A 22,695-nucleotide genomic window follows, 5' to 3' on the forward strand; every position below is an offset into this window, starting at 1 on the left:
CGACGACGGGTGCCGGAGCCGGCGCGACGGCGGCCGGTGCGGGAGCCGCCGGCGGCGGGGTGGTCTGGCGGCGCGGCGGCTGCTGCTGGTCGCCGCCTCCGAACAGGCCTGCGAAGAGGCCCATCGAATTGCTGCGCTGGCGGATCACGCCGCCGCGGTCGCTGTCGTCCTCGAACGTGGCGCTCTCGTCGGCGCGGGAATTGTAGAACCGCGAGGCGGTGCCGCCGCGCGAACGCACCATGGCCAGTGCGGTATCGAACCCGGACAGCGGACGGCCGTCGGCAGGAATATGAACGGTGCGGCCGTCGGGAAAGAGGCGGGCCAGATAATCGCGCGACACTTTCGGCCAATGCCGGACGGAGCCGGTGTCCATGTGGACGAACTGGTTGGCTGAGCCTGGATAGAAGCCGACGCCGCCGCGCTGCAGCAGAAGGCCGGCCTCGCGGACGCGGGTCATCGAGGCACCGGGAATGTAGAAGTCGAGCGCCTGGCCGGTCATGTGGCGCGACTGCTGGGCGACGCCGCGGGACCGGCGACGGAGCATGGCGTTGGTGCCGGGCGAGCGATAGGCCGAGACCACGTGAATCGGCGACTGGGCTCCGACCGAACGGTAGACCTCCCAGACGATGTCGAACAGATGCGGGTCCATCCGGGTCGGCTCGTCGCGGCGCCAGTCGCGCAGGAACCAGTTGAGCTTGTTCAGCGCGTCCTGATCATAGCGGCCGTTGCGCTTGAAGGTGATGAGGATCTGTTCGCCCGTGTGCTTGTGCAGCATCGACAGCGTCCGCGTGTCGCCATTGGCGACGACGGTCTGGGTCGAATTGCTGATAGCGATCAGAAGTCCAAAGCCGAGAGCGGCGGAGGCCGCGACGCGCAGCGCGATGCGCGGGACCCGGCCAGGCACTGATCGTTGGGCTGAGGACACTATGACAGGGCTCTATCGTTGACCGAAAGACGGTTCGTGAGCCCGTCGACGAGGCTCATGGTGAACGTATCATCGTCAGGATCGGTTAAAGAACCCTGAGGACCGTCAACGGATCGACAACCACGATGCCGCTCACGGATATGTGACCGGTAGGCAGGAACTGTGGCGAAATCATGCCAGCCCACCCCGCCTGCCTCCCACCTTGGTCAATGGAACCCTAACCGCGGCCGCCCGCGAGAGCGGTCCGAACCCGGGCATTGTGGCCGTAGATATCGGGCAGCTCAACCAGTTCGCCGCTGGAATCCACCGTCATCGTGAAATAGACGAGGTGGATTGGAATGGTCTGGCGGAAGCGGACCGAGCGCTCGCCGGTTCCGTAAAGGCTACGCAGACGCCCGAGGGTCCAGATCTCCCCCGGCTGCGCGATGCCGAGCAGCAGCGTCGCAAGTTCCTCGGGATTCTGCACCCGGACACAGCCATTGGAGAGCGTCCGGCTCGCGCGGCTGAAATCTCCGCGCGAGGGGGTGTCGTGGAGGTAGATCGCGTGGCGGTTGGGGAACATGAACTTCATGCGGCCCAGCGCATTCGCCGTTCCCGGCGGCTGGCGGAACGAAAAGCGACCGACATTGGCCGAGGCCCAGTCGATCGTCGAGGCATCGACGATGCGGCCGCCCTGCGTCACCTGGATGCCGCGGCGGGCGAAATAGCCGCCGCCGTTGCGGGTCGCCGGCCCGAGCATCGACCGGCGGACGATCGAGAGCGGCACGTGCCAGGACGGGTTGACGACGATGAAGCTCATCGCATCGGAGAAGACAGGCGTCTGCGTCTCGGCCCGGCCGACGACGGCGCGGGTGCGGTGGATGACCTCGGTCCCCTGGACGACATTGACATGGGCCTCGGTCGAATTGACCCAGATATGGGTGTCGCCGAGCCGGCGTGGCAGCCAGCGCCAGCGCTCCAGATTGGCGATCAGGTCACGCTCCCGCAGGGCGTGGCGGCGAGTCGCCTCGGTCGTGGTCATCTCGCGGCGCTCGCCGCGCATCTCGATGAGCTTGGCGCGCAACTGGCGGAACCCGAGATGGGGAGGATTGAAGGCTTCCAGCGCCGCAGACACGCTCTCGGCGCGGGCGACGGCATCAAGCGCCGCGGCTGTATCGATCCGCGGCGGCGCGACGTCGAAATAGCCGGACAGGCGCTTGGGGTCGGTGCGGCCGCCCGAGGCGTGGGAGGCGTAGAGCGCGACGGCGCGGGCCAGCGCGAGTTCGAGGCGGGCGACGCTCTCGGCGGTGCGCGGACCCGTGGGCAGCTGAATCCGGTAAGCGGCAGGATCGAGACCGTCCTCACCGGCCTGGCCGAGGCGGGTCAGGGCGGCCTGTCCGCGGGGCGAGACGACCCCGTCCCGGACGAAGAGCGGGGCGTAGCCACGACCGCCGTAGAAGACGTTGAACTGCTGCTGCAGCGCCCGCTCGCCGCCCGGCCGCGCCAGCAGGATCCGCAACTGCTGGGCGACGCGCTGCGTGGTGATCGCCGGGTCGGGCTGGCCGTCCTCAACGAGGCTCGGCGGGTCATCGGGAAGCGCCGCGAAATCGGCTTCCGTCGGCTGCGGCACCGCCGGTGCCTGAACCGTTTCCGGTGCCTCGTCGTCGGCATTGGGCGCCTCGGCGAGGATCGGCGGCGCCGGGAAGGCGTCGAGCCCGAAATCACGCGGGGCGAGCGGCGCGACGAGATCGACGGGCGGGCGCGGGATGGCCTGTTCGACCTCCCATCCGGCGAGAGTGAACCGCTCCGACGGATCGGCCTGCGCCACTGCCAGCGATCCTGAGCCGATCAGGGTGCAGGCAAGGAAGGCCGATCGCAGACGCATCGTGGTTTCCTCGGGTGTCGGACGAATCCGGAGCGGAACGCCTCTGGCATAACTGACGTTTTTCGATCATGCGGCACGGTGCCGATCAACCCACGATCGCTTCATCGCGGCTGAAATCGGCGCCTGCGAGGATTTGCAGTCACACCTCCTCCGGCGCGTCAGCAGGCTCCTCCAGCCCCAGATCCTTGAGTTTGCGGTAAAGGGTCGAGCGGCCGATCCCGAGGCGCCGTGCGACCTGCGACATCTGCCCGCGATAGTGATCGAGGGCGAACTTGAGCGCCTCCGTCTCGATCTCCTCCATCGGGCGGACATGCCCGGCCGCATCGACCAGGGCGATGGAGGCCCCCGGAACGATCATCGCGGGCTGGGCCGCGAGGGCGGGCTGGAGCGCTGGCGAGGCGATCAGCACCTGCGGCGCCAGCGGCACCACCACGTCGTAGCCGTCGACCTGGGCGGCGATCTGCGGGAAGTCGGCGATGGAGAGTTCGTCGCCGTCGCAGAGGACGACGGCGCGGAACACGGCGTTCTCCAGTTGGCGCACGTTGCCGGGCCAGGGATAGGCGCCAAGCAGACCGAAGACGGCCGGCTGGATGCCACGGATGCGCTTGCCCTCTTCGGCCGCGATGCGGGCGAGGAAATGGCGCGTCAGGTCGGGAATGTCCTCGGCGCGCTCGCGCAGCGGCGGCAGCGTCATCGGGAAGACGCAGAGCCGGTAATAGAGGTCCTCGCGGAACCGCCCGTCCTTCACCGCCTGGATGAGGTCGCGGTTGGTGGCCGAGACGATGCGGATGTCGACCTTGACCGGGCGCTTGGCGCCGACCGGATCGACCTCGCCTTCCTGGATCGCACGCAGGAGCTTCACCTGCGTCTCCAGCGGCAGTTCGCCCACCTCGTCGAGGAAGAGCGTACCGCCATGGGCCTCGACGAACTTGCCCGTATGCTTGTCGGTGGCGCCGGTGAAGGCGCCCTTCTCGTGCCCGAACAGGATGCTCTCCACGAGATTCTGCGGGATGGCGCCGCAGTTAACGGCGACGAAGGGCTTGGCCCGGCGCTCGCCCGATCCGGCGATCGCCCGCGCCAGCAGCTCCTTGCCGACGCCGCTCTCGCCCTCGATCATCACCGGGATCATCGAGGCGGCGGCCTTGTCGGCCATCTTCAGCAGCGGCTGCATCCGCGGCGAGCGGGTGATGATGTCCTTGAATGTCAGCGTGCCCTCGGCCTTGCGCTTCAGGCGCTGCACCTCGGCGACAAGGGCCTCGGTCTTCAGGGCGTTCTTGATCGAGACGGCGAGGCGCTCGGCACCGACCGGCTTGACGACGAAGTCGGTTGCGCCCGCCCGCATGGCGTTGACCACCGTGTCGATGCCGCCCTGGCTGGTCTGGACGATGACCGGCTTGACGATTCCTTCCTCGCGCATGGCCGCGAGCACGCCCATGCCGTCGCGCTCCGGCATGACCAGATCGAGCAGGACCAGATCGATCGAATCGCCCTCGGACAGGAGAATCTGCAGGCCCTGCTCGCCGTTTTCGCACAGGCGCGGCTCATAACCGAACTTGCGGACCATGGCCTCCACCAGACGGCGCTGAACAGGATCGTCGTCGCAGATGAGGATGGTCGTCACGGCATGCACTCCCGGGGATGCGGATGTCTCGATTCGGGAGAGGGTGGTGGTTGCCGCTTAAGGGCCGGTTAACGTGGCTCTAACGGCCTGATCCCGAACGGATCAGGCCCGGTGAGGCGCCCTCAGGCGGCGCGTGCGGCGAGGGAAAACGGCGCCAGCGCGGCGGTGAACTGGCGCGCGGCCACCTCCCAGGTGCGGCTTTCGGCAACTTCGCGGCAGGCGCCGCGGTCGAGGACGAGGGCGCCGGCGATCGCCGCGGCGAGATCCTCGTCGAGCACGCCCACCTTGGGATCGGTGACGACGTCGAGGGGACCCGGCACCGGAAAGGCCGCCACCGGCACGCCCGAGGCCATCGCCTCCTGCATCACGTTGCCGTAAGTGTCGGTGCGGCTGGTGAAGACGAAGACGTCCGCCGCCGCATAGACGGCCGCGAGGTCCTCGCCTGTCTTCACCCCGAGGAACACCGCCTCGGGAAAGCGCCGCTCGAGCTCGGCGCGCTGCGGCCCGTCGCCCACCACGACCTTGGTGCCCGGCAGGTCGAGCGACAGGAAGGCCTCCAGGTTCTTTTCCACCGCGAGACGTCCGACGCTGAGCATGATCGGGCCGGGCAGGTCGAGACTGGCCCCCGCCCGCGGCCGGAACAGAGCAGTGTCGACACCGCGCGACCACACCGCCAGGTTGGCGAAGCCCCAGCCAGCCAGCTCCCGCCGCATGGTCTCGGTCGGTACCATGGTGCGGACGGCCGCACCGTGGAAATGCCGCAGCCAGGCATAGGTCAGCGCCTCGGGGATCGGCGCCCGGGCCCGCACATATTCGGGATAGCGGGTATGGTAGCTGGTGGTGAAGGCAAGTCCCCTCGCCAGCGCCCAGCGTCGCGCCGCATGGCCGACCGGTCCTTCCGTGGCGATATGCAGCGCCGCGGGCGCGAGCGCATCGAGCCGGGCGGCGATGGCGCTCCCGGCACCGAAGGCGAGGCGGATGTCAGGATAGGTCGGCATCGGCCAGGTCGGCAGCCCCTCGGGGGTGACGAAGCGGGCATCGATGCCGAGCCCGGTCAGCGCCGCGGCGGTCTCCTTCAGCGAGCGCACCACTCCGTTAACCTGCGGTGTCCAGGCATCGGTGGCGATCGCCAGGCGCATGGCGGCCTCCCGCTCAGGCATTCACCCGCGAGCGGCCCGGCAGCGCGATCGGCAGGCCGACCTCGTGGCTGTCGGCATCGGCAAGTCCCGGCGCCGCGACCAGTTCGGTCCAGCGCATGATCTCGAAGCGCCCGTCATAGCCCTCGACCAGGGCGGTGCAGCTTTCCACCCAGTCGCCACAGTTCATGTAACGGATGCCGACCTGGTCCTTGATGGCGGCGTGGTGGATATGGCCGCAGATGACCCCGTCTACCTTCTGGCGCCGGGCCTCGGTCGCCAGCGCCTCCTCGAAGGCGCCGATGAAATTGACCGCTTTCTTGACCTTGAACTTGGCCCAGGCCGATAGCGACCAGTAGGTCAGTCCCAGCCGCCGCCGCACGAAATTGAGCCAGCGGTTGCAGTAGAGCGCCGCGTCATAGGCCCAGTCGCCGAGATGGGCGAGCCAGCGTGCATGCATGACCACCACGTCGAAGGCATCGCCGTGGATGACGAGGAAGCGCTTGCCGTCGGCGGCCTCGTGGACGATCTGGTCCATCACCTCGATGCCACCGAAATGCGTGCCGAAATAGTCGCGCATGAATTCGTCGTGGTTGCCCGGCAGGTAGTAGATCTGGCTGCCCTTGCGCACGGCCCTGAGGAGCTTCTGCACCACGTCGTTATGCGCCTGCGGCCAGTACCAGCCACGCCGCAATTGCCAGCCGTCGACGATGTCGCCGACCAGATAGATGACGTCGGCGTCGTTATGCCGGAGGAAGTCGATCAGGAGGGGCGCCTGTGCACCGCGGGCGCCGAGATGGACGTCCGATATGAATATCGCCCTGTGCCGCTTCTGCACCATGGTCCGGCTCCCGGCCGCTTCTGCCCTGTCGCGGGGAGAAAGACCAGATTCGCCTTGCGCTTTTGTGACAGGCGCGGCGAAGCGACGCTCGGTCCTGTCGTCCAACTGTCGCCGAGCCTTGCTAGCGCTGGCCAGATCGGGGGGCCTGTCACAAGTCGAGGAACGCCCCGCAGGTCTTGACGGGGGTGCCGGATGGCTGGGGATCTCGACCGGGATACGATGGAACGTGCCTATGCACGCTGGGCGCCGATTTATGACGCCGTCTGCGGTCCGGTCTTCGAGAAGGGTCGCCGCGCCGCCACAGCGGCGGTGAAGCAGACGGGCAGCCGCATCCTCGAGGTGGGCGTCGGCACCGGCCTGTCGTTCCAGGATTACGACGCCAGCCACGCGGTCTATGGCATCGACCTCTCGGAGCCGATGATCGCCAGGGCGCGCGAGCGCATGGCCACCGGCGCCTTTCCCCATGTCAGGGAGGTCCGTGTCATGGACGCCCACGACCTCGCCTATCCCGACGCGATGTTCGACGGCGTCGTCGCCCAGTTCGTCATCACCCTGGTCGAGCGGCCCGAGCGCGTGCTTGACGAATGCGCCCGCGTGCTGAAGCCGGGCGGCGAGATCATCCTGGTCAACCACCTCTATTCGGAGCGCGGCCTCGCCGCCGCCATCGAGCGCTGGTTCGCCAAACACGCCCATACCTTCGGCCTGAGGCCCGAATTCCCCTTCCAGCGCCTGCAGGCCTGGGCCGAGGCCCATGGCGGCGTCGCGGTGGCCGAGCGCCGCCGGGTCGCCCCTCTCGGCGTCTATACCCTCGTCCGCTTCCGCAAGCTGGCCGAGGGCGAGCGCGCGGCCTCCCGCCTCGCCGCCGCGGGCTGAATCAGCGCCCCCACCGGCTGCGCCAGGCATACGGACCACCGGTATCCGGGCACGGCGTTGCTAAAGGGCAACGGCCACAGCCTGGAACGCCCTACCGACCAAGCACCACGTTGATCCGGCCGGTGGCATTGCCCATACCAGCCCCCTGGGTTCGACCGTCAGGAGGCTTCCATGCGCCGTTCAGTCAACGACGCCGGCTCGAAGAACGCGGCGGCGCGCGAAAAGCGCGTCGAGGCCCTCGGTGCCCTCCCCGAATGGGACCTGACGGCCCTTTATGCCGGCATGGATGCCCCGGCCGTCGCCGACGACCTCTACCGTGCCGAAACCGAGGCCCTCGCCTTCGAGGCGGATTACAAGGGCCGGCTGGAGGAGATCGCCCGCGGCGCCGGCGCCGCCGCCGTGCTGGCCGCCGCGGTGACGCGATTCGAGGCGCTGGAGGACCTGCTCGGCCGCCTCGCCTCCTATGCCGGCCTCGTCTATGCCGGCGACACGACCGATCCCGCGCGGGCGAAGTTCTACGGCGACATCCAGGAGAAGATCACCGCCACCTCCTCGCATCTCCTGTTCTTCACCCTGGAACTAAACCGCATCGAGGACGGGCTGATCGATCAGGCGGTGGCGCTGCCGCCGCTTGCCCGCTACCGGCCCTGGCTCGAGGACATCCGCAAGGACAAGCCCTTCCAGCTCGACGACCGCATCGAGAAACTGTTCCACGAGAAGAACATGACCGGGCGCGCCGCCTGGAACCGCCTGTTCGACGAGACCATGGCGAGCCTGCGCTTCGACATCGACGGCGAGCAACTGCCGCTGGAGCCGGCGCTGAACCTGCTGCAGGACACGGCCGAGGACAACCGCCGCAAGGCCTCCGAGGCGCTGGCGGCGACCTTCGCCGAGAACCTGCGGACCTTCGCGCTGATCACCAACACGCTGGCCAAGGACAAGGAAATCTCCGACCGCTGGCGCGGCTTCGAGGACGTGGCGGATTCCCGCCACCTCGCCAATCGTGTCGAGCGCGAGGTGGTCGACGCACTGGTCGCCGCCGTCCGCGACGCCTATCCCTCGCTCTCCCACCGCTACTACAAGCTGAAGGCCCGCTGGTTCGGCAAGGAGACCCTGCCGCACTGGGACCGCAACGCCCCGCTGCCGAAGGTCGAGCAGCGTACCATCGCCTGGACCGAGGCGCGCGACACGGTGCTCTCCGCCTATGCCGGCTTCTCGCCGGAACTGTCGACCATCGCCCGCCGCTTCTTCGACGAGGGCTGGATCGATGCGCCGGTCCGGCCGGGCAAGGCGCCCGGCGCCTTCGCCCACCCGACCGTGCCCTCGGCCCATCCCTTTGTGCTGCTCAATTACCAGGGCAAGCCGCGCGACGTGATGATACTCGCCCACGAACTCGGCCACGGCGTCCACCAGGTGCTGGCTGCCCCCAACGGCGCACTCATGGCGCCGACGCCGCTCACGCTCGCCGAGACCGCTTCGGTCTTCGGGGAAATGCTGACGTTCAAGGCGATCCTGAAAGCGACCACTGAACCCGTCCAGAGAAAGGCGCTCATCGCCTCCAAGGTCGAGGACATGATCAACACAGTGATCCGCCAGATCGCCTTCTATTCCTTCGAGCGGAAAATCCACTCCGCACGCCGCGACGGCGAACTGACTGCGGACTCCATCTCCACCGCCTGGATGAGCGTTCAGGCCGAGAGCCTTGGTCCCGCCATCGAGCTGAAGCCGGGCTACGAGACCTTCTGGGCCTATATCCCGCACTTCATCCATTCGCCCTTCTATGTCTACGCCTATGCCTTCGGCGACTGCCTGGTGAACTCGCTCTATGCGGTCTACGAGAAGGCCGATGCGGGCTTCGCCGAGCGCTACCTCGCCATGCTCGCGGCGGGCGGCACCAGGCACCATGCCGAGTTGCTGGAGCCATTCGGTCTGGACGCGCGTGACCCCGCCTTCTGGCAGGGCGGCCTCGGCGTCATTGCCCGCCTGATCGACGAGCTGGAGGCGATGGAAGGGTGATGTCCCACCAGATCTCCGTCGTCACCCGCTTCTACAAGGAGGTGTGGGATCACGCCGACAAGAGCCTGGTCCCCGGCATCTTCCACCTGGACTTCACCTTCCGGGGATCGTTGGGACCGGTCCTGGTGGGGCACGAGCAGTTCGCGGGCTAGGTCGACTTCGTCACCGGCGCGCTCGGCGGCTACACGAGCGACATCCTTGACCTCGTCGAGCAGGGCGACAAGGTGGCAGGGCGCCTGCGCTTCCACGGCTGTTACCGCCGGGACATGTTCGGCTTCGCACCCACCGGCAAACACGTGGCCTGGGCGGGCGCCCCCTTCTTCACCTTCGAGGGCGACAAGGTGCGCGACGTCTGGGTGCTCGGCGACGTCCACGGGCTGATCGAGCAGTTGAAGGCGAATGCGTCCGGCTGAGCAAGGCGGGATGACCGGCTGACCTCCGCGTGTTATACATTCTGTACAACGAAGGAGGATGCCATGAACGAACAGCCGCGCAAGGTGGAGCAGGAAGGCTTCGTCCTGCAGGTCCGCAAGATCGGCAATTCCATGGGCGTCATCCTGCCGAAGGAACTGCTCGCGCGCACGAACCTGCAGGAGGGGGACAAGCTGCATGTCGCTGAACTCGCCGACGGCTCGTTGAGCCTCTCGGCGCGCGATCCGAATTTCGCCAAGGGCATGGAAAGCGCCGGCAGGGCCATCAAGCGCTACAGGAACGCCCTTGCCGAGCTTGCCAAATGACCGAGCCGGTCTGGCTTTCCGCTGAGCTCGTCATCGCCTTCCACGACAAGCAACTGCGCGAATTTGGCGGACCGCCCGGTATCCGCGATGGAGGAATGCTCGAATCGGCGCTCGACCGCCCGCGGAACAAATGGGCTTATGAGGGCGCGGAACTGGCTGACCTCGCCGCGGCCTATGCTTATGGAATTGCCCGCAACCACCCTTTCGTCGACGGCAACAAACGCGCCGCGCTGCTCGCACTTGTCGTGTTCCTTGATCTGAACGGAATCGATTTCGACGTTCCGGAAGCGGAGATCGCGGCGATCATCCTCGCCCTCGCTGCCGGAGAGGTCGGCGAGGAAGGCCTGACCCGCTGGATCCGCGACAACTGGCCGACCTGATCCCGGCCCCCTCGAAACCCGACCCCTCCCGCACTATGTCCTGCTCTCGACCCTGATCCCCGGGAGCCTGCATGCCGCCGCGCGACGACGAAGCCAATCGCCTGACCGGACGCCTGTCGCGCTATGCCCGCGTCGGCACCAATGTCGCGGGCGCGGCCGCTTCCATCGCCGCCGCCCGTCTCTTCGGCACCGGTCTCGACCGCGAGAAGAACGCCGCCGACCTCACCCGCGCGCTCGGTGGCCTGAAGGGGCCGATCATGAAGGTCGCCCAGCTCCTCGCCACCATCCCCGAGGTCCTGCCGCCCGAATATGCCGAGGAATTGCAGAAGCTGCAGTCGGACGCGCCGCCCATGGGCCCGGCCTTCGTCAAGCGCCGGATGATGGCCGAGCTCGGGGCCGACTGGGAGAAGCGCTTTGCCAGCTTCGACAAGATCCCTGCCGCAGCAGCCTCCCTCGGCCAGGTCCACCGCGCCACCGCCCATGACGGCATGGCGCTCGCCTGCAAGCTCCAGTATCCGGACATGCAGTCCGCCGTGGAGGCCGATCTCTCCCAGCTCGAGGTGCTCTTCGCCATCCAGCGGCGCATGGACAGCGCCATCGACACCCGCGAGATCATCAAGGAGATCGGCGAGCGGGTCCGCGAGGAACTCGACTATCGCCGCGAGGCCAAGCATGCCGCGCTCTACCAGGAGGTCCTCGCCGACGAGCCGCTGATCCGCGTGCCGACCATCCGGCACGAACTCTCCACCGGCCGCCTGCTGACCCTGTCCTGGCTCGACGGCACGAAAATGCTGTCCCATGTCGATCAGACGCTCGCCATCCGCAACCGGCTCGCCACCGCCATGTTCCGCGCCTGGTGGCATCCCTTCGCCGCCATCGGCGTCATCCACGGCGATCCGCATCTCGGCAATTACACCGTCTTCGAAGAGAACGGCGAACCCGGCGGCATCAACCTCCTGGACTACGGCTGCGTTCGCATCTTCCCGCCGCGCTTCATCGGCGCCGTCATCGACCTTTACAAGGGCCTTGAGGAGAACGACGAGGCCCGGGTCGTCCACGCCTACGAGACCTGGGGCTTCAAGAATCTCAACCAGGACCTCATCGATATCCTCAATCTGTGGGCGCGCTTCATCTACGGGCCGCTGCTCGACGACCGCGTGCGCTCCATCGCCGACGGTGTCTCGCCCGGCCAGTACGGCCGGCGCGAGGCCTTCACCGTCCACAAGGCGCTGAAGGAGAAGGGCCCCGTCACCATCCCGCAGGAATTCGTGCTGATGGACCGCGCCGCCATCGGTCTCGGCGGCGTCTTCCTGCACCTCAGGGCGGAGCTGAACTTCTACCGCATGTTCAACGAGGAGATCGACCGGTTCAGCCTGGAGGCGGTCACCGCCCGCCAGCAGGTCGCTCTCGGCTCCGCCGGCCTTCTCGCCGCCTGAGGACCTGCCGTGGCGGTCTATGTGGACGATGCGATCTGGCACTGGCAGGGGTTGAAATGGTGCCATCTCCTCGCCGACAGCGAGGAGGAACTGCATCGTTTTGCCCGCGACATGGGCGTCCACCCCCTGATCTACCAGGGCCCGCCGAAGACCAGCGCCCCGCATTACGACCTCACCGCCTTTGAGCGCCGCCGCGCCATCGCTCTTGGCGCCATCCCCTGCACCCGGCACGAGATCGTCGCCGTCTTCCGCCGCGTGCGGCTGCCGCGTCCCCAGGCCGCGCGCGCCGCCTGAACGCCTCGCCTTGACAGGCGCGCCGCGACCCCCGAAACCGGGACATCCCGATCCGGAGAGCTGCTTGTCGAAGCCCCCCCTCACGATCCTCCTCTGTTCGCCGCGCGGCTTCTGCGCCGGCGTGGTGCGCGCTATCGATGCCGTCGAACAGGCGCTGAAGCTGTACGGCCCGCCGGTCTATGTCCGCCACGAGATCGTCCACAACCGCTTCGTGGTCGACGGGCTCAAGGCCAAGGGCGCCATCTTCGTCGAGGAACTGGACGAGATCCCGGAGACCGCAGCTCCCGTCATCTTCTCGGCCCATGGCGTGCCGAAATCGGTGCCGGCCGCCGCCCAGGAGCGCAACTTCCTCGCCATCGATGCCACCTGCCCGCTCGTCACCAAGGTGCATCGCGAGGCGGAGATCCACCACCGCCGCGGCCGCGAGGTGGTGCTCGTCGGCCATGCCCGCCATCCCGAAGTGGTCGGCACCATGGGACAGTTGCCGCCGGGCGCGGTGACACTGATCGAGACGCTGGAGGATGCCCGCGCCTTCACGCCCCGCGACGACCAGGCTCTCGCCTTCGTGACGCAGACCACCTTGTCGGTGGACGACACCCGCGAGATCGTCGAGTCCTTGCGCCAGCGCTTCCCGGCCATCGTCGGCCCGCACAAAGAAGACATCTGCTATGCGACGACCAACCGCCAGGAGGCGGTGAAGCGGGTCGCCCCGCTCGTCGAGGCGATGATCGTCGTCGGTGCGCCGAACTCTTCGAACTCCCAGCGCCTGCGCGAGGTGGCCGAACGCGAGGGCTGCGCTGTATCCGACCTCGTGCAGCGCGCCGCCGATATCGACTGGACCCGCTTCGGGTCCATTGCCTCCCTCGGCATCACCGCCGGCGCCTCCGCTCCGGAAGTGTTGGTCGAGGAGATCATCGAGGCCTTCGCTGCGCGCTACACGGTGTCGGTCGAGACCGTCTCCACCGCCGACGAGAGCGTCTTCTTCCCCCTGCCCCGCCAGCTGCGCCCCGACGCGGCGGCCTGAACCATGGGACGCGCTGCCAAACTCATGGCAGCGGCGCGGTCCGGCAGCAGCCTGTCATTCCGGGATTTCGAGGCGCTTCTCGCCGCCTGCGGCTTCCGGCTCCGCGCCACGAGTGGTAGCCACCGGCTCTGGAAACACGAGGGGAGCGGCGTCAAGCTGTCGGTCCAGTCCGACGGCAAGGACGCGAAGCGGTACCAAATCCGCCAGTTTCTGGCTATTGTCGATACCCACGACCTCACGTTGGACGAGCGATGACCGCGCCCCGATACCATATCAATTTGTCATGGTCGGAGGCCGACCAGTGCTGGACCGCGGACGTTCCGGACCTGCCTTACTGCTCGGCCCATGGCGCCACGCCGGAGGACGCAGCCCGTTCCATCCAGGTCGCCATCGCGCAATGGCTGCAGATTGCGATGGAAGACGGTGACGCCATCCCACCGCCGCGCTACAAGCCGGGCTCTTCCAGCAGAGCCGCCTGAAAGCCCTTCCCATGGCCGTCTATACCGATGTCACCGCCGAGGAGCTCTCGGTCCATCTCGCGCGCTACGACATCGGCGAACTCCTGTCCTTCAAGGGCATCGCCGAGGGCGTCGAGAACACCAACTTCCTGCTCCACACCACCGCCGGCCATTTCATCCTGACGCTCTACGAAAAGCGCGTCGCTCCGGCCGACCTGCCTTTCTTCATCGGCCTGATGGAGCACCTCGCCGCCCGCGGCCTCACCTGCCCGCAGCCGGTGCACATGCGCTCGGGCGAGACGCTGGGTGAACTCGCCGGGCGTCCCGCCGCCATCGTCACCTTCCTCGACGGCATGTGGATCCGCCGCCCGCAGGTGCATCATTGCGCCGCCGTCGGCCGGGCGCTGGCCCAGTTGCACCTCGCCGGACAGGGCTTCGCCATCACGCGCGTCAACGCCCTCTCCGTGCCGGGCTGGCGACCGCTCTATGACAGGGCCAGCGACCGCGCCGACACCGTGGCGCCGGATCTCGCCGCGACCATCGCCGCCGAACTCGACCATTGCGAGCGGACCTGGCCGACGGCCCTGCCGACCGGCGTCATCCACGCCGACCTGTTCAACGACAACGTCTTCTTCCTCAACAACGAGCTGTCGGGGCTGATCGACTTCTACTTCGCCTGCAACGACATCCTCGCCTACGACCTCGCCATCTGCCTCAACGCCTGGTGTTTCTCGGCCGATTTCGAGTTCGATTTCGCCAAGGGCTCCGCCATGATCGCCGCCTATCAGGCTGTCAGGCCGTTGAACGAGGCCGAAAAGGCGGCATTGCCGCTCCTGGCGCGCGGCTCGGCGCTGCGCTTCCTGCTCACCCGGCTGGTGGACTGGCTCAACGTGCCGGCGGGCGCCGTGGTCACCCCGAAGGATCCGATCGAGTATCTGAAGAAGCTGCGCTTCCATCAGAAGGTCGCCTCCCCGACCGAATATGGCCTCGCATGACCGCCCCCGCATCGCGCCCCGCCACGGCCCGCAGCGTCGAGATCTTCACCGACGGCGCCTGTTCGGGAAATCCCGGCCCCGGCGGATGGGGCGCCATCCTGCGCTATGGCGACACGCTGAAGGAACTGAAGGGCGGCGAGGCCGTCACCACCAACAACCGCATGGAACTGATGGCGGCCATCAGCGCGCTGGAGGCGTTGAAGCGCCCCTCCGAGGTCGATCTCCACACCGACAGCCAGTACGTGAAGAACGGCATCATGACCTGGATCCATGGCTGGAAGCGCAACGGATGGAAGACCGCCGACAAGAAGCCGGTGAAGAACGCCGAGCTCTGGCAGCGGCTCGACGACGTCGCCGACCTGCACCGGATCACCTGGCACTGGGTGAAGGGCCATGCCGGCCACCCCGAGAACGAGCGCGCCGACGAACTCGCCCGCGAGGGCATGGCCCCGTTCAAGCCGGGCAAGGGCTGATCACGCCGGCGTGAGAATCGGCAAGCCTCTTGCGAGGGCCCTGTTCGACCGGGCGAAGCGTCCCGGATTGACACAGGAGACGACCATGTCCAGGCCGCCCTTCTCCGCCGCGAGCCTTGCCGATCTCGACCTCGACCCCGCCCCGATCCGCCCCGAATGGGTGCTCGAGGGCAGCCCCGTCGCGCGTTGCCGCCACTGGTCGGATTCCTCCGACGGCACGACCTCCGCCATGGTCTGGGACTGCACCGCCGGCCGCTTCCGCTGGTATTTCGGCGGCGACGAGATCGTCCACATCATCGAGGGTGAGGTCGTGGTCGCCGGCGACGGCGTCGCCGAACGTACCCTGCGGCCGGGTGATGCCGCCCTGTTCCGCGCCGGCACCTGGGCGACCTGGCATGTGCCGCATTACGTGCGCAAACATGCCATCTGCCGCGACAGCCTGCCCGCCGCCATCACCTTGCCGCTGCGTGCCGCCCGCAAGGCCGGTCGCCTCGTCGAGCGCCTGCGCCAGCGCCTGCCCGGCGCCGCGCCGACCTATGCCATGCGCGCCGGCGTGCCCCTCGTCGGCATCGGCCTCCTCGGCGCCATCGGCGTCTTCGGCTTCTGAAACGACGACGACGACGCCCCGGGCCTTCCGGCGCGGGGCGGCGTTGAAGCACAAAGGCAGGCGCCGGTCAGACCGGCTGCGCCTCTCAGAGCTGCTTGATCAGGGCCTCGGCGCCCGAAAGGTCGGCCTTGCCCGGGCCGTCCTCGATGTTCAGCGCCGTCACGACGCCGTCCTTGACGATCATCGAATAGCGCTTGGTGCGGATGCCCATGCCGAAAGCGCCCATGTCCGCGTCGAGGCCGACGGCCTTGGCGAATTCGGCGCTGCCGTCGGCGAGGATACCGACCTTGTCCACGGCGCCGGTCGCCTTCTGCCAGGCGTCGAGCACGAAGACGTCGTTGGTCGAGGTGACGAAGATGCCGTCCACGCCCTTGGCCTTGATCGCCTCGGCATGGGCGACGAAGCCCGGCAGATGGTTCTTGTGGCAGGTGGGCGTGAAGGCGCCCGGCACGGCGAAGAGGACGATGGTCTTGCCGGCGAAGATCTCCGCCGTCGTGCGGGCGGCAGGCCCGTCCGCGGCCATGGTGCGGAAGGTCGCTTCCGGCAGCTTGTCGCCGACCTGGATCGTCATGGGGAAACTCCTGGAGGATGGCGCGTGTGAACCCCGCGGCACGATGCCGCGCGGGGGAAGGCCCCCATCATCTAGTGCCTCGCACGGCGGGCGTCGAGGGGTCCGCTGCAAGCCTTAGCGCGGCGGCGTCAGCCGCATTTCCAGGGCGCGCGTGCCGGAGACCAGTGTGAAGGTGAGTTCATGGCCCAGCGGTTCGGTGCCCCGCGGTGCGCCGTCCATCACCAGCCGGAAGCGCCGCTCCGTGCCGGCCGATCCGGTCGGCTCGGGAAGCGGCAGAACCCATCGGCTGTCGGGGCCCTCGACGAAGAGGTCAGCCGCCGCCTCCGCATCGACCGCGGCGCTGAGTAGCAGCACGGGATGATCGCCGCCACGCTCGACACCCTCAAGGGCGAGCGCCAAACCTTCGGCCTGGAGCTTCGGCACCCGCGCCACAAAGCCGGCCAGCGCTGCAGTAACGGCAGGATCGGCGGATCCCTGCACCAGCGCCAGCGTCGCGGTCGCCTTGGCCGGGATGCAGATCTGGTCACAGACGGCGTAGTCGAGCTTCAGCACTAGCCGGACCGGACGGGACGGATCACGCGGCTGCACGCGCAGCGGAAAGATGACCGAGGTCTGGTAGCCGATGGAAAAACCGTTCCCGTCGGAAAAGCGCATGGGCGCCGGCCAGTCCACCGCGACATCGCCGAGATTGTCCGAACCCGACCAGTCGAAGGCCGGCGGCACCCCGGAATCGCCCGGCGTCCGCCAATAGGTCTTGGTGCCGGGATCGAGCGTAATCTCGACACCGGCACGGTGAACCCCGCCGTCGAGGCCACCGCGCACCAGCCGCACGGCGGACTTGGTGTCGCGCGACCAGGGCGATGCCGAGGGGCTCGCCGACGCCGCACGGTTCGCCGAGGCCGGGGCAGCGGCGCCGACGACGGCCAGAGCGGAGAGGAGGGCACGGCGGTCCAGCATTCCTCGCCTGTAGCGGGCGGAACCGGCTTTGGCCACTGACGTTCCGTTGAAGATGCACCGTCGGCAGGACTGGGGACGCCCCGACGGGTGGCAATTTTCACCATTCCGGGTTAGCGTGGCCCATGGCAGCAATTCCCCGACGCGGAGGGCGCAACAGCGTCCGCGGCTATCTCGACGGTCAGATGCTCATCGCGATGCCCACCATGCGCGACGAGCGGTTTTCGCGCACCGTCATCTACATGTGTGCCCATTCCTCCGACGGGGCCATGGGCATCGTCGTCAACCAGAGCGCCACCAATCTTGCGTTCTCCGACCTGCTGGTGCAGCTCGACATCATCCCCGAGACGCAGAAGATCATGCTGCCCGAACGGGTCGACGCGATTCGCGTGCTGCGCGGCGGGCCGGTGGAAACCGGCCGCGGCTTCGTCCTCCATTCCTCCGATTTCTACATCGAGAACTCGACGCTACCGATCGACGAGGGCATCTGCCTGACCGCAACGCTCGACATCCTGAAGGCGCTCGCCACGGGCGAAGGCCCGTCCAGCGCCATCCTGGCGCTCGGCTATGCCGGCTGGGGCGCCGGCCAGTTGGAGAACGAGATCCAGTCGAACGGCTGGCTCCACTGCCCCGCCGACCCCGATCTCATCTTCGGGTCTGACGTCGAGACCAAATATGATCGCGCCATGCGGAAGATCGGCATTGATCCGGCGATGCTGTCGCGTGACGCCGGCCACGCCTGAAGCACCAGAATTCAACCTACTCGCCACCCGTCACGCCACGGTCGCAGCATCGCGCCATCCCGATGCCACGCCCTCTCGCACCGCCGGCGCGAAACGGTCTAGGATCGTCCCCCAGGGAGACAATACGACAGATGCGACGCCAGCGCCGGACCAAGATTCTCGCGACACTCGGACCTTCATCCTCGTCCCGGGATCAGATCGCCGCCCTCTTCACGGCGGGAGCCGATGTCTTCCGCATCAACATGAGCCATACGCCCCACGACAAGCTCCGGGAGTTCGTCGAGACGATCCGCTCCATCGAGCATGAGCAGCAGCGCCCGATCGGCATCCTCGCAGACCTCCAGGGGCCCAAGCTGCGCGTCGGCACCTTCAAGGACGGGCCGGTCACGTTGGCGAACGACGCCTCCTTCGTTTTGGATTCCGACAAGAAGCCGGGTGATGCGACGCGCGTCCATCTGCCCCATCCGGAGATCCTCGGCGCGCTCGAGCCCGGCCATCGCCTCATCCTCGACGACGGCAAGGTGACGCTCACCGCGGTGAAATGCTCGCCGACCCGCGCCGAATGCCGCGTCGTCGTCGGCGGCAAGCTCTCCGACCGCAAGGGCGTCAGCCTCCCCGACACCGATCTTCCCGTCTCCGCCCTCACCGAGAAGGACCGCTCCGACCTCGATGCCGCGCTGAACGCCGGTGTCGACTGGATCGCCGTGTCCTTCGTGCAGCGGCCGGAGGATGTCGCCGAGGTGAAGAAGGTGGCGCGCGGCCGCGCCGCCGTCATGGCCAAGATCGAGAAGCCCCAGGCCGTCGCCCGCCTCGCCGAGATCATGGACATCGCCGACGCGCTGATGGTCGCCCGCGGCGATCTCGGCGTCGAGATGCCCATGGCCAAGGTGCCGGGCATCCAGAAGCAGATCACCCGCCAGGCCCGCCGGACCGGCAAGCCGGTCGTCGTCGCGACCCAGATGCTGGAGAGCATGATCACCGCCCCGGTGCCGACCCGTGCCGAGGTCTCCGACGTCGCCACCGCCGTCTTCGAGGGCGCCGACGCGATCATGCTCTCCGCCGAGAGCGCCGCCGGCCAATATCCGGAGGAGGCGGTGGCGATGATGAACCGCATCGCCGAGGAGGTGGAGGCCGACCCCACTTATCGCGCTGTCATCCAGGGCCAGCGCGCCGAGCCCGAGGCCACCGGCGCCGACGCCATCGCGCTGGCCGCCCGCGACATCGCCGAGACGCTCGACCTGTCCGCGATCGTCTGCTGGACCATGTCCGGCTCGACCGCCCTGCGCGTCGCCCGCGAGCGGCCGAAGCCCATCACTATCGCCCTGACACCGAAGATCGGCACAGCCCGCCGGCTGGCCCTGCTGTGGGGCGTCCACTGTGTCGTCACCCAGGATGCCCGCGATCTCGACGACATGGTCAGCCGCGCCTGCCGCTTCGCCTTCCAGGACGGCTTTGCCAAGCCCGGCCAGCGCATCATCGTCGTCGCCGGCGTGCCGCTGGGAACGCCCGGCGCCACCAATATGCTGCGCATTGCCTTCGTCGGCTCGGAAGTGGTGGAGATCTAGCGGGCCGGCGACGAACGGCAGATCAGGCGACGGGCGCCCGCCCGTGCAGGAGCGGACGGGTCTCGCCCCGTCCCTGCTGCAGGACCTGGATCTCCGCCGTCACCAGCGCGGGATCGGCGTGGTGAGGTCCGTGGCCGACATCGGGGAGCACGATCAGTTTCGTCTGCGGCACGTCGCGCGCCATGCCCAGCGAATGGAGATGGGTCCAGACGACGCCGTCCTTGTCGCCCGAGATCACCGTCACCGGGCAGGCGATCGCACCGTAGCGCTGCGCCTGGTCGCGCACCTGGACGAGCAGCCCGGCGACATCCTGAGCATTGGCCATGAACTGCGCCGGCCGCAGCACCAGCGGAATGCCGGCGCTCTCGGCATAGCCGGTGTCGATGGATTGCGGGCTGAACACGCCGGCGATGCTGCGCCCCATCCAGGCCTCTCCGACCGGCAGGGCGAGCGTCCACGAGAAGAGTGGCCCGAGCAGCCGGCTCGCCGCCACCCGGTAATACCAATGCACGCCGCCGGGCCAGGGATGGGTCGCCGGAGCGATGAGCACGAGACCGGCGACCCTGTCGGCATGGTCGAGGGCGAGCCGGCAGGCGAGTGCCCCGGCCCAGGAATGGGCGACGACGACCGCCTGGGTGATGCCGAGGGCGTCGAGCGCATCGATCACCGCCCCGGCCTGGTGGTCGAGGCGGGCGGCGGCGCGGCCGGCCTGCCGCTCCGAAAAGCCATGCCCTGGCCGGTCGACCAGCACCGTGCGGCCGAGGGTGGCAAGCCCCGCGCCGAGCGCCGGGCGCCAGGCCAGCGCCGATCCGGAGGCGCCGTGCAGGAAGACGGCCGGGACCGCGCCCTCGCCTTGGTCGATCAGGTGCAGCCGTCCCGCCCGCGTCGGCACAAAACGGCCTTCCGGCGCGAAGGCGCGGGAGATCGCGCGGGCGCGCCAGACCGTCCAGCCCGCCAGGGCGGCGGGAACGGACGCTGCGGCGATAAGGGGTTCGACCAGACCGACCATGGCGGGATTACGTCGGCGAGGGCCCGGCGGATCGTCAGAGCTCGACGCCGTCGACCATCGGCTGCAGGCGCTTGATGATCTGCGGTACCCGCTCGATATGCGGATTGATCTCCATGGCGCGCTTGAAGACGGTCAGCGCCGCCTTGTCCTCGCCGAGTTGCTGCAACATCATGCCGAGGCCGACCATGGCGCCGAAATGGCGCGGTTCGAGCCGCAGGACATGCTCGATATCGGTGATCGCACGTCCGAGTTCGCGGCGCGCGAAATACAATGTCGCCCGCCGGCTCCAGGCCTCCACCGATGCCGGATAGAGGTCGATGACCGAATCGAGCAGGGACAGGGCGAGGTCGGCCTGCCGCTGCTGCATGGCCTGCTGGGCCCGGGCCATGAGCAGGTCTGCGGTATCGGACCCGGTCTGTGCGATGACCATGCCGATCTGCGCCTCGATGGCACGGGCCTGTCGCGCGCCCTCGGCCTCGCGCAGGCGGCTGTAGAGCTCGTCCAGCCGGCGCGCCCGCTCCGAGGCGAAAGAGGGCGGCACAACATTGGCAGCCGGCGCGGCCTCCGGAGCAGGGGTCGCAGCCGGCGGCGTCGGCCCGGTGACCTGCGCCAGCGCGGGAGCGGACGAGGCCAGGACCAGACAAAGAAAAACCGCCGCGCGAGTCATGCCACGAGGGTGGTCCATGAAACGGCGACGGTCAATGTCGCGATGATGACAGGCGCGTGAGCGCCCGCCGTCCCGCGGCGTCGGAATCCCCTCAGGGACCGCCGATCAGCCCTGACGCGCCTTGAAGCGCTTCTGGGTCTTGTTGATGACGTAGACGCGGCCCTTGCGGCGCACGATCTGGTTGTCGCGATGGCGACCGCGCAGCGACTTCAGCGAATTGCGGACCTTCATGGCGGCGATCCTTGGATGGGACGAGCACCGGGGATCGGAGGACCCGACGGGCGGTGCGTCGAAGAAGATGAGGCGCGGGCTATACGGCCCCGGCACCGGAGTGTCAAGGTTGCAGCGCCGCTGTCGAGACGCCATCTGGCCGGGACGGCGCGGCGGAGCCGGGGTCCGCGCCCGCCGACCATCCCACCACCCGCATGCGAGAAGAGGCTTGCCGCCATGAGCGTCGCCTTCACCAAGGAAAACGACCGCGACGGCACGGAGGCCAATCTCCAGGACCGGCCGATCTCGCCCCATCCTAACCTCGTGACGGCCGAGGGCCTTGCCATGATCGCGGCTGCGCTGGAAGCGGCGCGCGCCGCGGTGCAGGAGGCCCGCGCCGCGGGAGAGGACGGCACTGGCCTCGCCCTCGCCCGCGCGGCCCGCGACTTTCGCTATTACGCCGCCCGACAGGCCGATGCCGAGATCGTTCCGCCGCCGCCCGCCGACGGGCGCGTGCATTTCGGCAGCCGCGTCACCTTCGACCGCGACGATGGCCGCCGCCAGACCTTCCGCATCGTCGGCGAGGACGAGGCCGAGCCGGCCAAGGGGACGATCTCCTATGTGTCGCCGGTGGCCCGCGCCCTGATGGGCAAGCAGGTGGGTGACGTGGCAGTGGTCGGCGGCGGCGAGGTGGAGATCGTCGCAATCGGCTGAGCGCCGATCAGTCCGGGTTGATCGATGCCAGTGCCGCCCGCCCGCCGGGGGCCGACGACACCGTGACTGCCTGCGCGCCCTCAACCTGAACCGCCGCGCCCGGCTGCACCACCACTGCCTCGCCGTCGGCGGTCACGCTCCAGGCCCCCTCCAGGGCCAGGAGGACATGAACCGCGGCGGCCGCGACGGGCTCCCCGGCGCTATGGCCACGGCAGATCACGACATCGCCGCGCGCCAGCCCGTCCCCCGTCAGCAGGTTGAAGGCGGTGGCGGGGGTGTCGTCGCGCAGCCGGCAGAAGGGGGCCGGCGCACCGGCGAAGCGCGTCGGCTGGTCGCGCGGCAGCGTCCGGGTGCCCGCCCCGGCGAAGTCGAGATGGACACCCGGCCCCTCCACGATGGTGAAGGTGCGCGTCACGCCGTCATAGTTGGAAAAGGGTCCATCCTTGCCGATGGCCGCTGTACCGACCCGCCAGGCGACGGCGCCGTCCGCGGCGAGGCTGACGGCGATGTCGGTGGCGGTGCCGCCGCCGTTCTTCCAGGGCACTGCCTGGAAGGCGGGGGGATCGAGGAGGCGGATCATCA

27 protein-coding genes and 1 pseudogene are annotated in these 22,695 nt (G+C 68.4%); 17 read left to right on the forward strand and 11 right to left on the reverse strand.

The genetic code is table 11. From position 1 onward, the window contains the following. From Q0C57_RS19430 to Q0C57_RS19450, 5 genes are all read right to left on the reverse strand, one after another. A partial coding sequence (locus tag Q0C57_RS19430; RefSeq protein ID WP_296579081.1) for a DUF882 domain-containing protein occupies nucleotides 1-904 on the reverse strand: 904 nt, incomplete at its 3' end. Between the two features lie 238 nt (nucleotides 905-1,142). After that, nucleotides 1,143-2,789, reverse strand: a complete 1,647-nt coding sequence (locus tag Q0C57_RS19435; protein WP_296579083.1) for a L,D-transpeptidase family protein — start codon at nucleotides 2,787-2,789, stop codon at nucleotides 1,143-1,145. 139 nt (nucleotides 2,790-2,928) lie between these two features. Continuing rightward, nucleotides 2,929-4,410 (reverse strand): sigma-54 dependent transcriptional regulator, encoded by a 1,482-nt coding sequence (locus Q0C57_RS19440; RefSeq protein WP_296579085.1) that lies wholly within the window; start codon nucleotides 4,408-4,410, stop codon nucleotides 2,929-2,931. A 122-nt stretch (nucleotides 4,411-4,532) separates the two neighbouring features. Further along, a complete protein-coding gene (locus tag Q0C57_RS19445) occupies nucleotides 4,533-5,549 on the reverse strand; it encodes a glycosyltransferase family 1 protein (RefSeq protein WP_296579086.1) in 1,017 nt (338 codons plus the stop codon). A gap of 13 nt (nucleotides 5,550-5,562) precedes the next feature. Continuing rightward, the gene (locus tag Q0C57_RS19450) at nucleotides 5,563-6,387 is read right to left on the reverse strand and encodes a UDP-2,3-diacylglucosamine diphosphatase (protein WP_296579090.1); all 825 of its coding nucleotides are present in this window, start codon (nucleotides 6,385-6,387) and stop codon (nucleotides 5,563-5,565) included. Nucleotides 6,388-6,579: 192 nt separating this feature from the next. Between Q0C57_RS19450 and Q0C57_RS19455 the strand changes: the two genes are divergently transcribed. The 14 genes and pseudogenes from Q0C57_RS19455 (at nucleotide 6,580) to Q0C57_RS19520 (ending at nucleotide 15,680) form a co-directional block, all read left to right on the forward strand. Continuing rightward, nucleotides 6,580-7,260: a class I SAM-dependent methyltransferase gene (locus Q0C57_RS19455; protein ID WP_296579093.1), complete on the forward strand. Its 681-nt coding sequence runs from the start codon at nucleotides 6,580-6,582 to the stop codon at nucleotides 7,258-7,260. A gap of 282 nt (nucleotides 7,261-7,542) precedes the next feature. Continuing rightward, on the forward strand, nucleotides 7,543-9,276 hold the full coding sequence (locus Q0C57_RS19460; protein ID WP_296579177.1) for a M3 family oligoendopeptidase: 1,734 nt from the start codon (nucleotides 7,543-7,545) through the stop codon (nucleotides 9,274-9,276). Beyond that, the gene (locus Q0C57_RS19465) at nucleotides 9,276-9,428 is read left to right on the forward strand and encodes a hypothetical protein (RefSeq protein ID WP_296579096.1); all 153 of its coding nucleotides are present in this window, start codon (nucleotides 9,276-9,278) and stop codon (nucleotides 9,426-9,428) included. The genes Q0C57_RS19460 and Q0C57_RS19465 overlap by 1 nt, the downstream gene beginning before the upstream one ends. Before the next feature lie 30 nt (nucleotides 9,429-9,458). Beyond that, nucleotides 9,459-9,689 (forward strand): annotated as a pseudogene (locus tag Q0C57_RS19470) (ester cyclase); the annotation flags it as partial. A gap of 63 nt (nucleotides 9,690-9,752) precedes the next feature. Further along, nucleotides 9,753-10,013, forward strand: a complete 261-nt coding sequence (locus Q0C57_RS19475) for an AbrB family transcriptional regulator (protein ID WP_296579098.1) — start codon at nucleotides 9,753-9,755, stop codon at nucleotides 10,011-10,013. Continuing rightward, the gene (locus tag Q0C57_RS19480; RefSeq protein ID WP_296579100.1) at nucleotides 10,010-10,393 is read left to right on the forward strand and encodes a type II toxin-antitoxin system death-on-curing family toxin; all 384 of its coding nucleotides are present in this window, start codon (nucleotides 10,010-10,012) and stop codon (nucleotides 10,391-10,393) included. The genes Q0C57_RS19475 and Q0C57_RS19480 overlap by 4 nt, the downstream gene beginning before the upstream one ends. 71 nt (nucleotides 10,394-10,464) lie before the next feature. Beyond that, nucleotides 10,465-11,829, forward strand: coding sequence for an AarF/UbiB family protein (locus Q0C57_RS19485; protein ID WP_296579101.1), 1,365 nt, complete (start codon nucleotides 10,465-10,467; stop codon nucleotides 11,827-11,829). Nucleotides 11,830-11,838: 9 nt separating this feature from the next. After that, nucleotides 11,839-12,123: a DUF4031 domain-containing protein gene (locus Q0C57_RS19490; protein ID WP_296579103.1), complete on the forward strand. Its 285-nt coding sequence runs from the start codon at nucleotides 11,839-11,841 to the stop codon at nucleotides 12,121-12,123. Between the two features lie 64 nt (nucleotides 12,124-12,187). Then, nucleotides 12,188-13,147, forward strand: a complete 960-nt coding sequence (gene ispH, locus Q0C57_RS19495; RefSeq protein WP_296579104.1) for a 4-hydroxy-3-methylbut-2-enyl diphosphate reductase — start codon at nucleotides 12,188-12,190, stop codon at nucleotides 13,145-13,147. A gap of 3 nt (nucleotides 13,148-13,150) precedes the next feature. Then, on the forward strand, nucleotides 13,151-13,402 hold the full coding sequence (locus Q0C57_RS19500) for a type II toxin-antitoxin system HicA family toxin (RefSeq protein WP_296579106.1): 252 nt from the start codon (nucleotides 13,151-13,153) through the stop codon (nucleotides 13,400-13,402). Further along, on the forward strand, nucleotides 13,399-13,626 hold the full coding sequence (locus Q0C57_RS19505; RefSeq protein ID WP_296579108.1) for a type II toxin-antitoxin system HicB family antitoxin: 228 nt from the start codon (nucleotides 13,399-13,401) through the stop codon (nucleotides 13,624-13,626). Before Q0C57_RS19500 ends, Q0C57_RS19505 begins: the two co-directional genes overlap by 4 nt. An 11-nt stretch (nucleotides 13,627-13,637) precedes the next feature. Then, nucleotides 13,638-14,600 (forward strand): homoserine kinase, encoded by a 963-nt coding sequence (locus tag Q0C57_RS19510; RefSeq protein ID WP_296579110.1) that lies wholly within the window; start codon nucleotides 13,638-13,640, stop codon nucleotides 14,598-14,600. Then, nucleotides 14,597-15,073: a ribonuclease HI gene (gene rnhA / locus Q0C57_RS19515; protein ID WP_296579112.1), complete on the forward strand. Its 477-nt coding sequence runs from the start codon at nucleotides 14,597-14,599 to the stop codon at nucleotides 15,071-15,073. The genes Q0C57_RS19510 and rnhA overlap by 4 nt, the downstream gene beginning before the upstream one ends. An 85-nt stretch (nucleotides 15,074-15,158) precedes the next feature. Beyond that, nucleotides 15,159-15,680 carry a cupin domain-containing protein gene (locus Q0C57_RS19520; protein ID WP_296579114.1) on the forward strand — a complete coding sequence of 174 codons (522 nt, stop codon included), beginning with the start codon at nucleotides 15,159-15,161 and terminating at the stop codon, nucleotides 15,678-15,680. 85 nt (nucleotides 15,681-15,765) lie between these two features. Here Q0C57_RS19520 and Q0C57_RS19525 read toward each other — a convergent pair whose 3' ends face one another. Together Q0C57_RS19525 and Q0C57_RS19530 are read right to left on the reverse strand one after the other, a co-directional pair. After that, the gene (locus Q0C57_RS19525) at nucleotides 15,766-16,251 is read right to left on the reverse strand and encodes a peroxiredoxin (protein WP_296579129.1); all 486 of its coding nucleotides are present in this window, start codon (nucleotides 16,249-16,251) and stop codon (nucleotides 15,766-15,768) included. A 114-nt stretch (nucleotides 16,252-16,365) separates the two neighbouring features. Continuing rightward, nucleotides 16,366-17,208: a protein-disulfide reductase DsbD domain-containing protein gene (locus Q0C57_RS19530; protein ID WP_296579131.1), complete on the reverse strand. Its 843-nt coding sequence runs from the start codon at nucleotides 17,206-17,208 to the stop codon at nucleotides 16,366-16,368. A 122-nt stretch (nucleotides 17,209-17,330) separates the two neighbouring features. Between Q0C57_RS19530 and Q0C57_RS19535 the strand changes: the two genes are divergently transcribed. Together Q0C57_RS19535 and pyk are read left to right on the forward strand one after the other, a co-directional pair. Beyond that, the gene (locus tag Q0C57_RS19535) at nucleotides 17,331-17,948 is read left to right on the forward strand and encodes a YqgE/AlgH family protein (protein WP_296579132.1); all 618 of its coding nucleotides are present in this window, start codon (nucleotides 17,331-17,333) and stop codon (nucleotides 17,946-17,948) included. A gap of 131 nt (nucleotides 17,949-18,079) precedes the next feature. Further along, the gene (pyk, locus tag Q0C57_RS19540; protein ID WP_296579134.1) at nucleotides 18,080-19,513 is read left to right on the forward strand and encodes a pyruvate kinase; all 1,434 of its coding nucleotides are present in this window, start codon (nucleotides 18,080-18,082) and stop codon (nucleotides 19,511-19,513) included. Between the two features lie 22 nt (nucleotides 19,514-19,535). Here the strand turns inward: pyk and Q0C57_RS19545 are convergent, their stop codons facing one another. The 3 genes from Q0C57_RS19545 to ykgO all read right to left on the reverse strand — a co-directional run bounded on the left by Q0C57_RS19545 (nucleotide 19,536) and on the right by ykgO (nucleotide 21,420). Continuing rightward, entirely contained in the window at nucleotides 19,536-20,522 is a 987-nt protein-coding gene (locus tag Q0C57_RS19545; RefSeq protein ID WP_296579136.1) for an alpha/beta hydrolase, read from the reverse strand. Nucleotides 20,523-20,556: 34 nt separating this feature from the next. Then, nucleotides 20,557-21,189: a tetratricopeptide repeat protein gene (locus Q0C57_RS19550; RefSeq protein WP_296579138.1), complete on the reverse strand. Its 633-nt coding sequence runs from the start codon at nucleotides 21,187-21,189 to the stop codon at nucleotides 20,557-20,559. Between the two features lie 105 nt (nucleotides 21,190-21,294). After that, nucleotides 21,295-21,420 (reverse strand): type B 50S ribosomal protein L36, encoded by a 126-nt coding sequence (ykgO, locus tag Q0C57_RS19555; RefSeq protein WP_106749089.1) that lies wholly within the window; start codon nucleotides 21,418-21,420, stop codon nucleotides 21,295-21,297. A 216-nt stretch (nucleotides 21,421-21,636) separates the two neighbouring features. Here ykgO and greA point away from each other — a divergent pair, with 216 nt between their 5' ends. Next, nucleotides 21,637-22,113 carry a transcription elongation factor GreA gene (gene greA / locus Q0C57_RS19560; RefSeq protein ID WP_296579146.1) on the forward strand — a complete coding sequence of 159 codons (477 nt, stop codon included), beginning with the start codon at nucleotides 21,637-21,639 and terminating at the stop codon, nucleotides 22,111-22,113. Between the two features lie 7 nt (nucleotides 22,114-22,120). On the opposite strand, the gene Q0C57_RS19565 is transcribed toward greA, so the two are convergent. Beyond that, nucleotides 22,121-22,693: a HutD family protein gene (locus tag Q0C57_RS19565; protein ID WP_296579149.1), complete on the reverse strand. Its 573-nt coding sequence runs from the start codon at nucleotides 22,691-22,693 to the stop codon at nucleotides 22,121-22,123. Between the last annotated feature and the right edge of the window lie 2 nt (nucleotides 22,694-22,695).

The organism is Phreatobacter sp., assembly GCF_022843985.1.
In the GTDB taxonomy this organism is placed as follows: domain Bacteria; phylum Pseudomonadota; class Alphaproteobacteria; order Rhizobiales; family Phreatobacteraceae; genus Phreatobacter.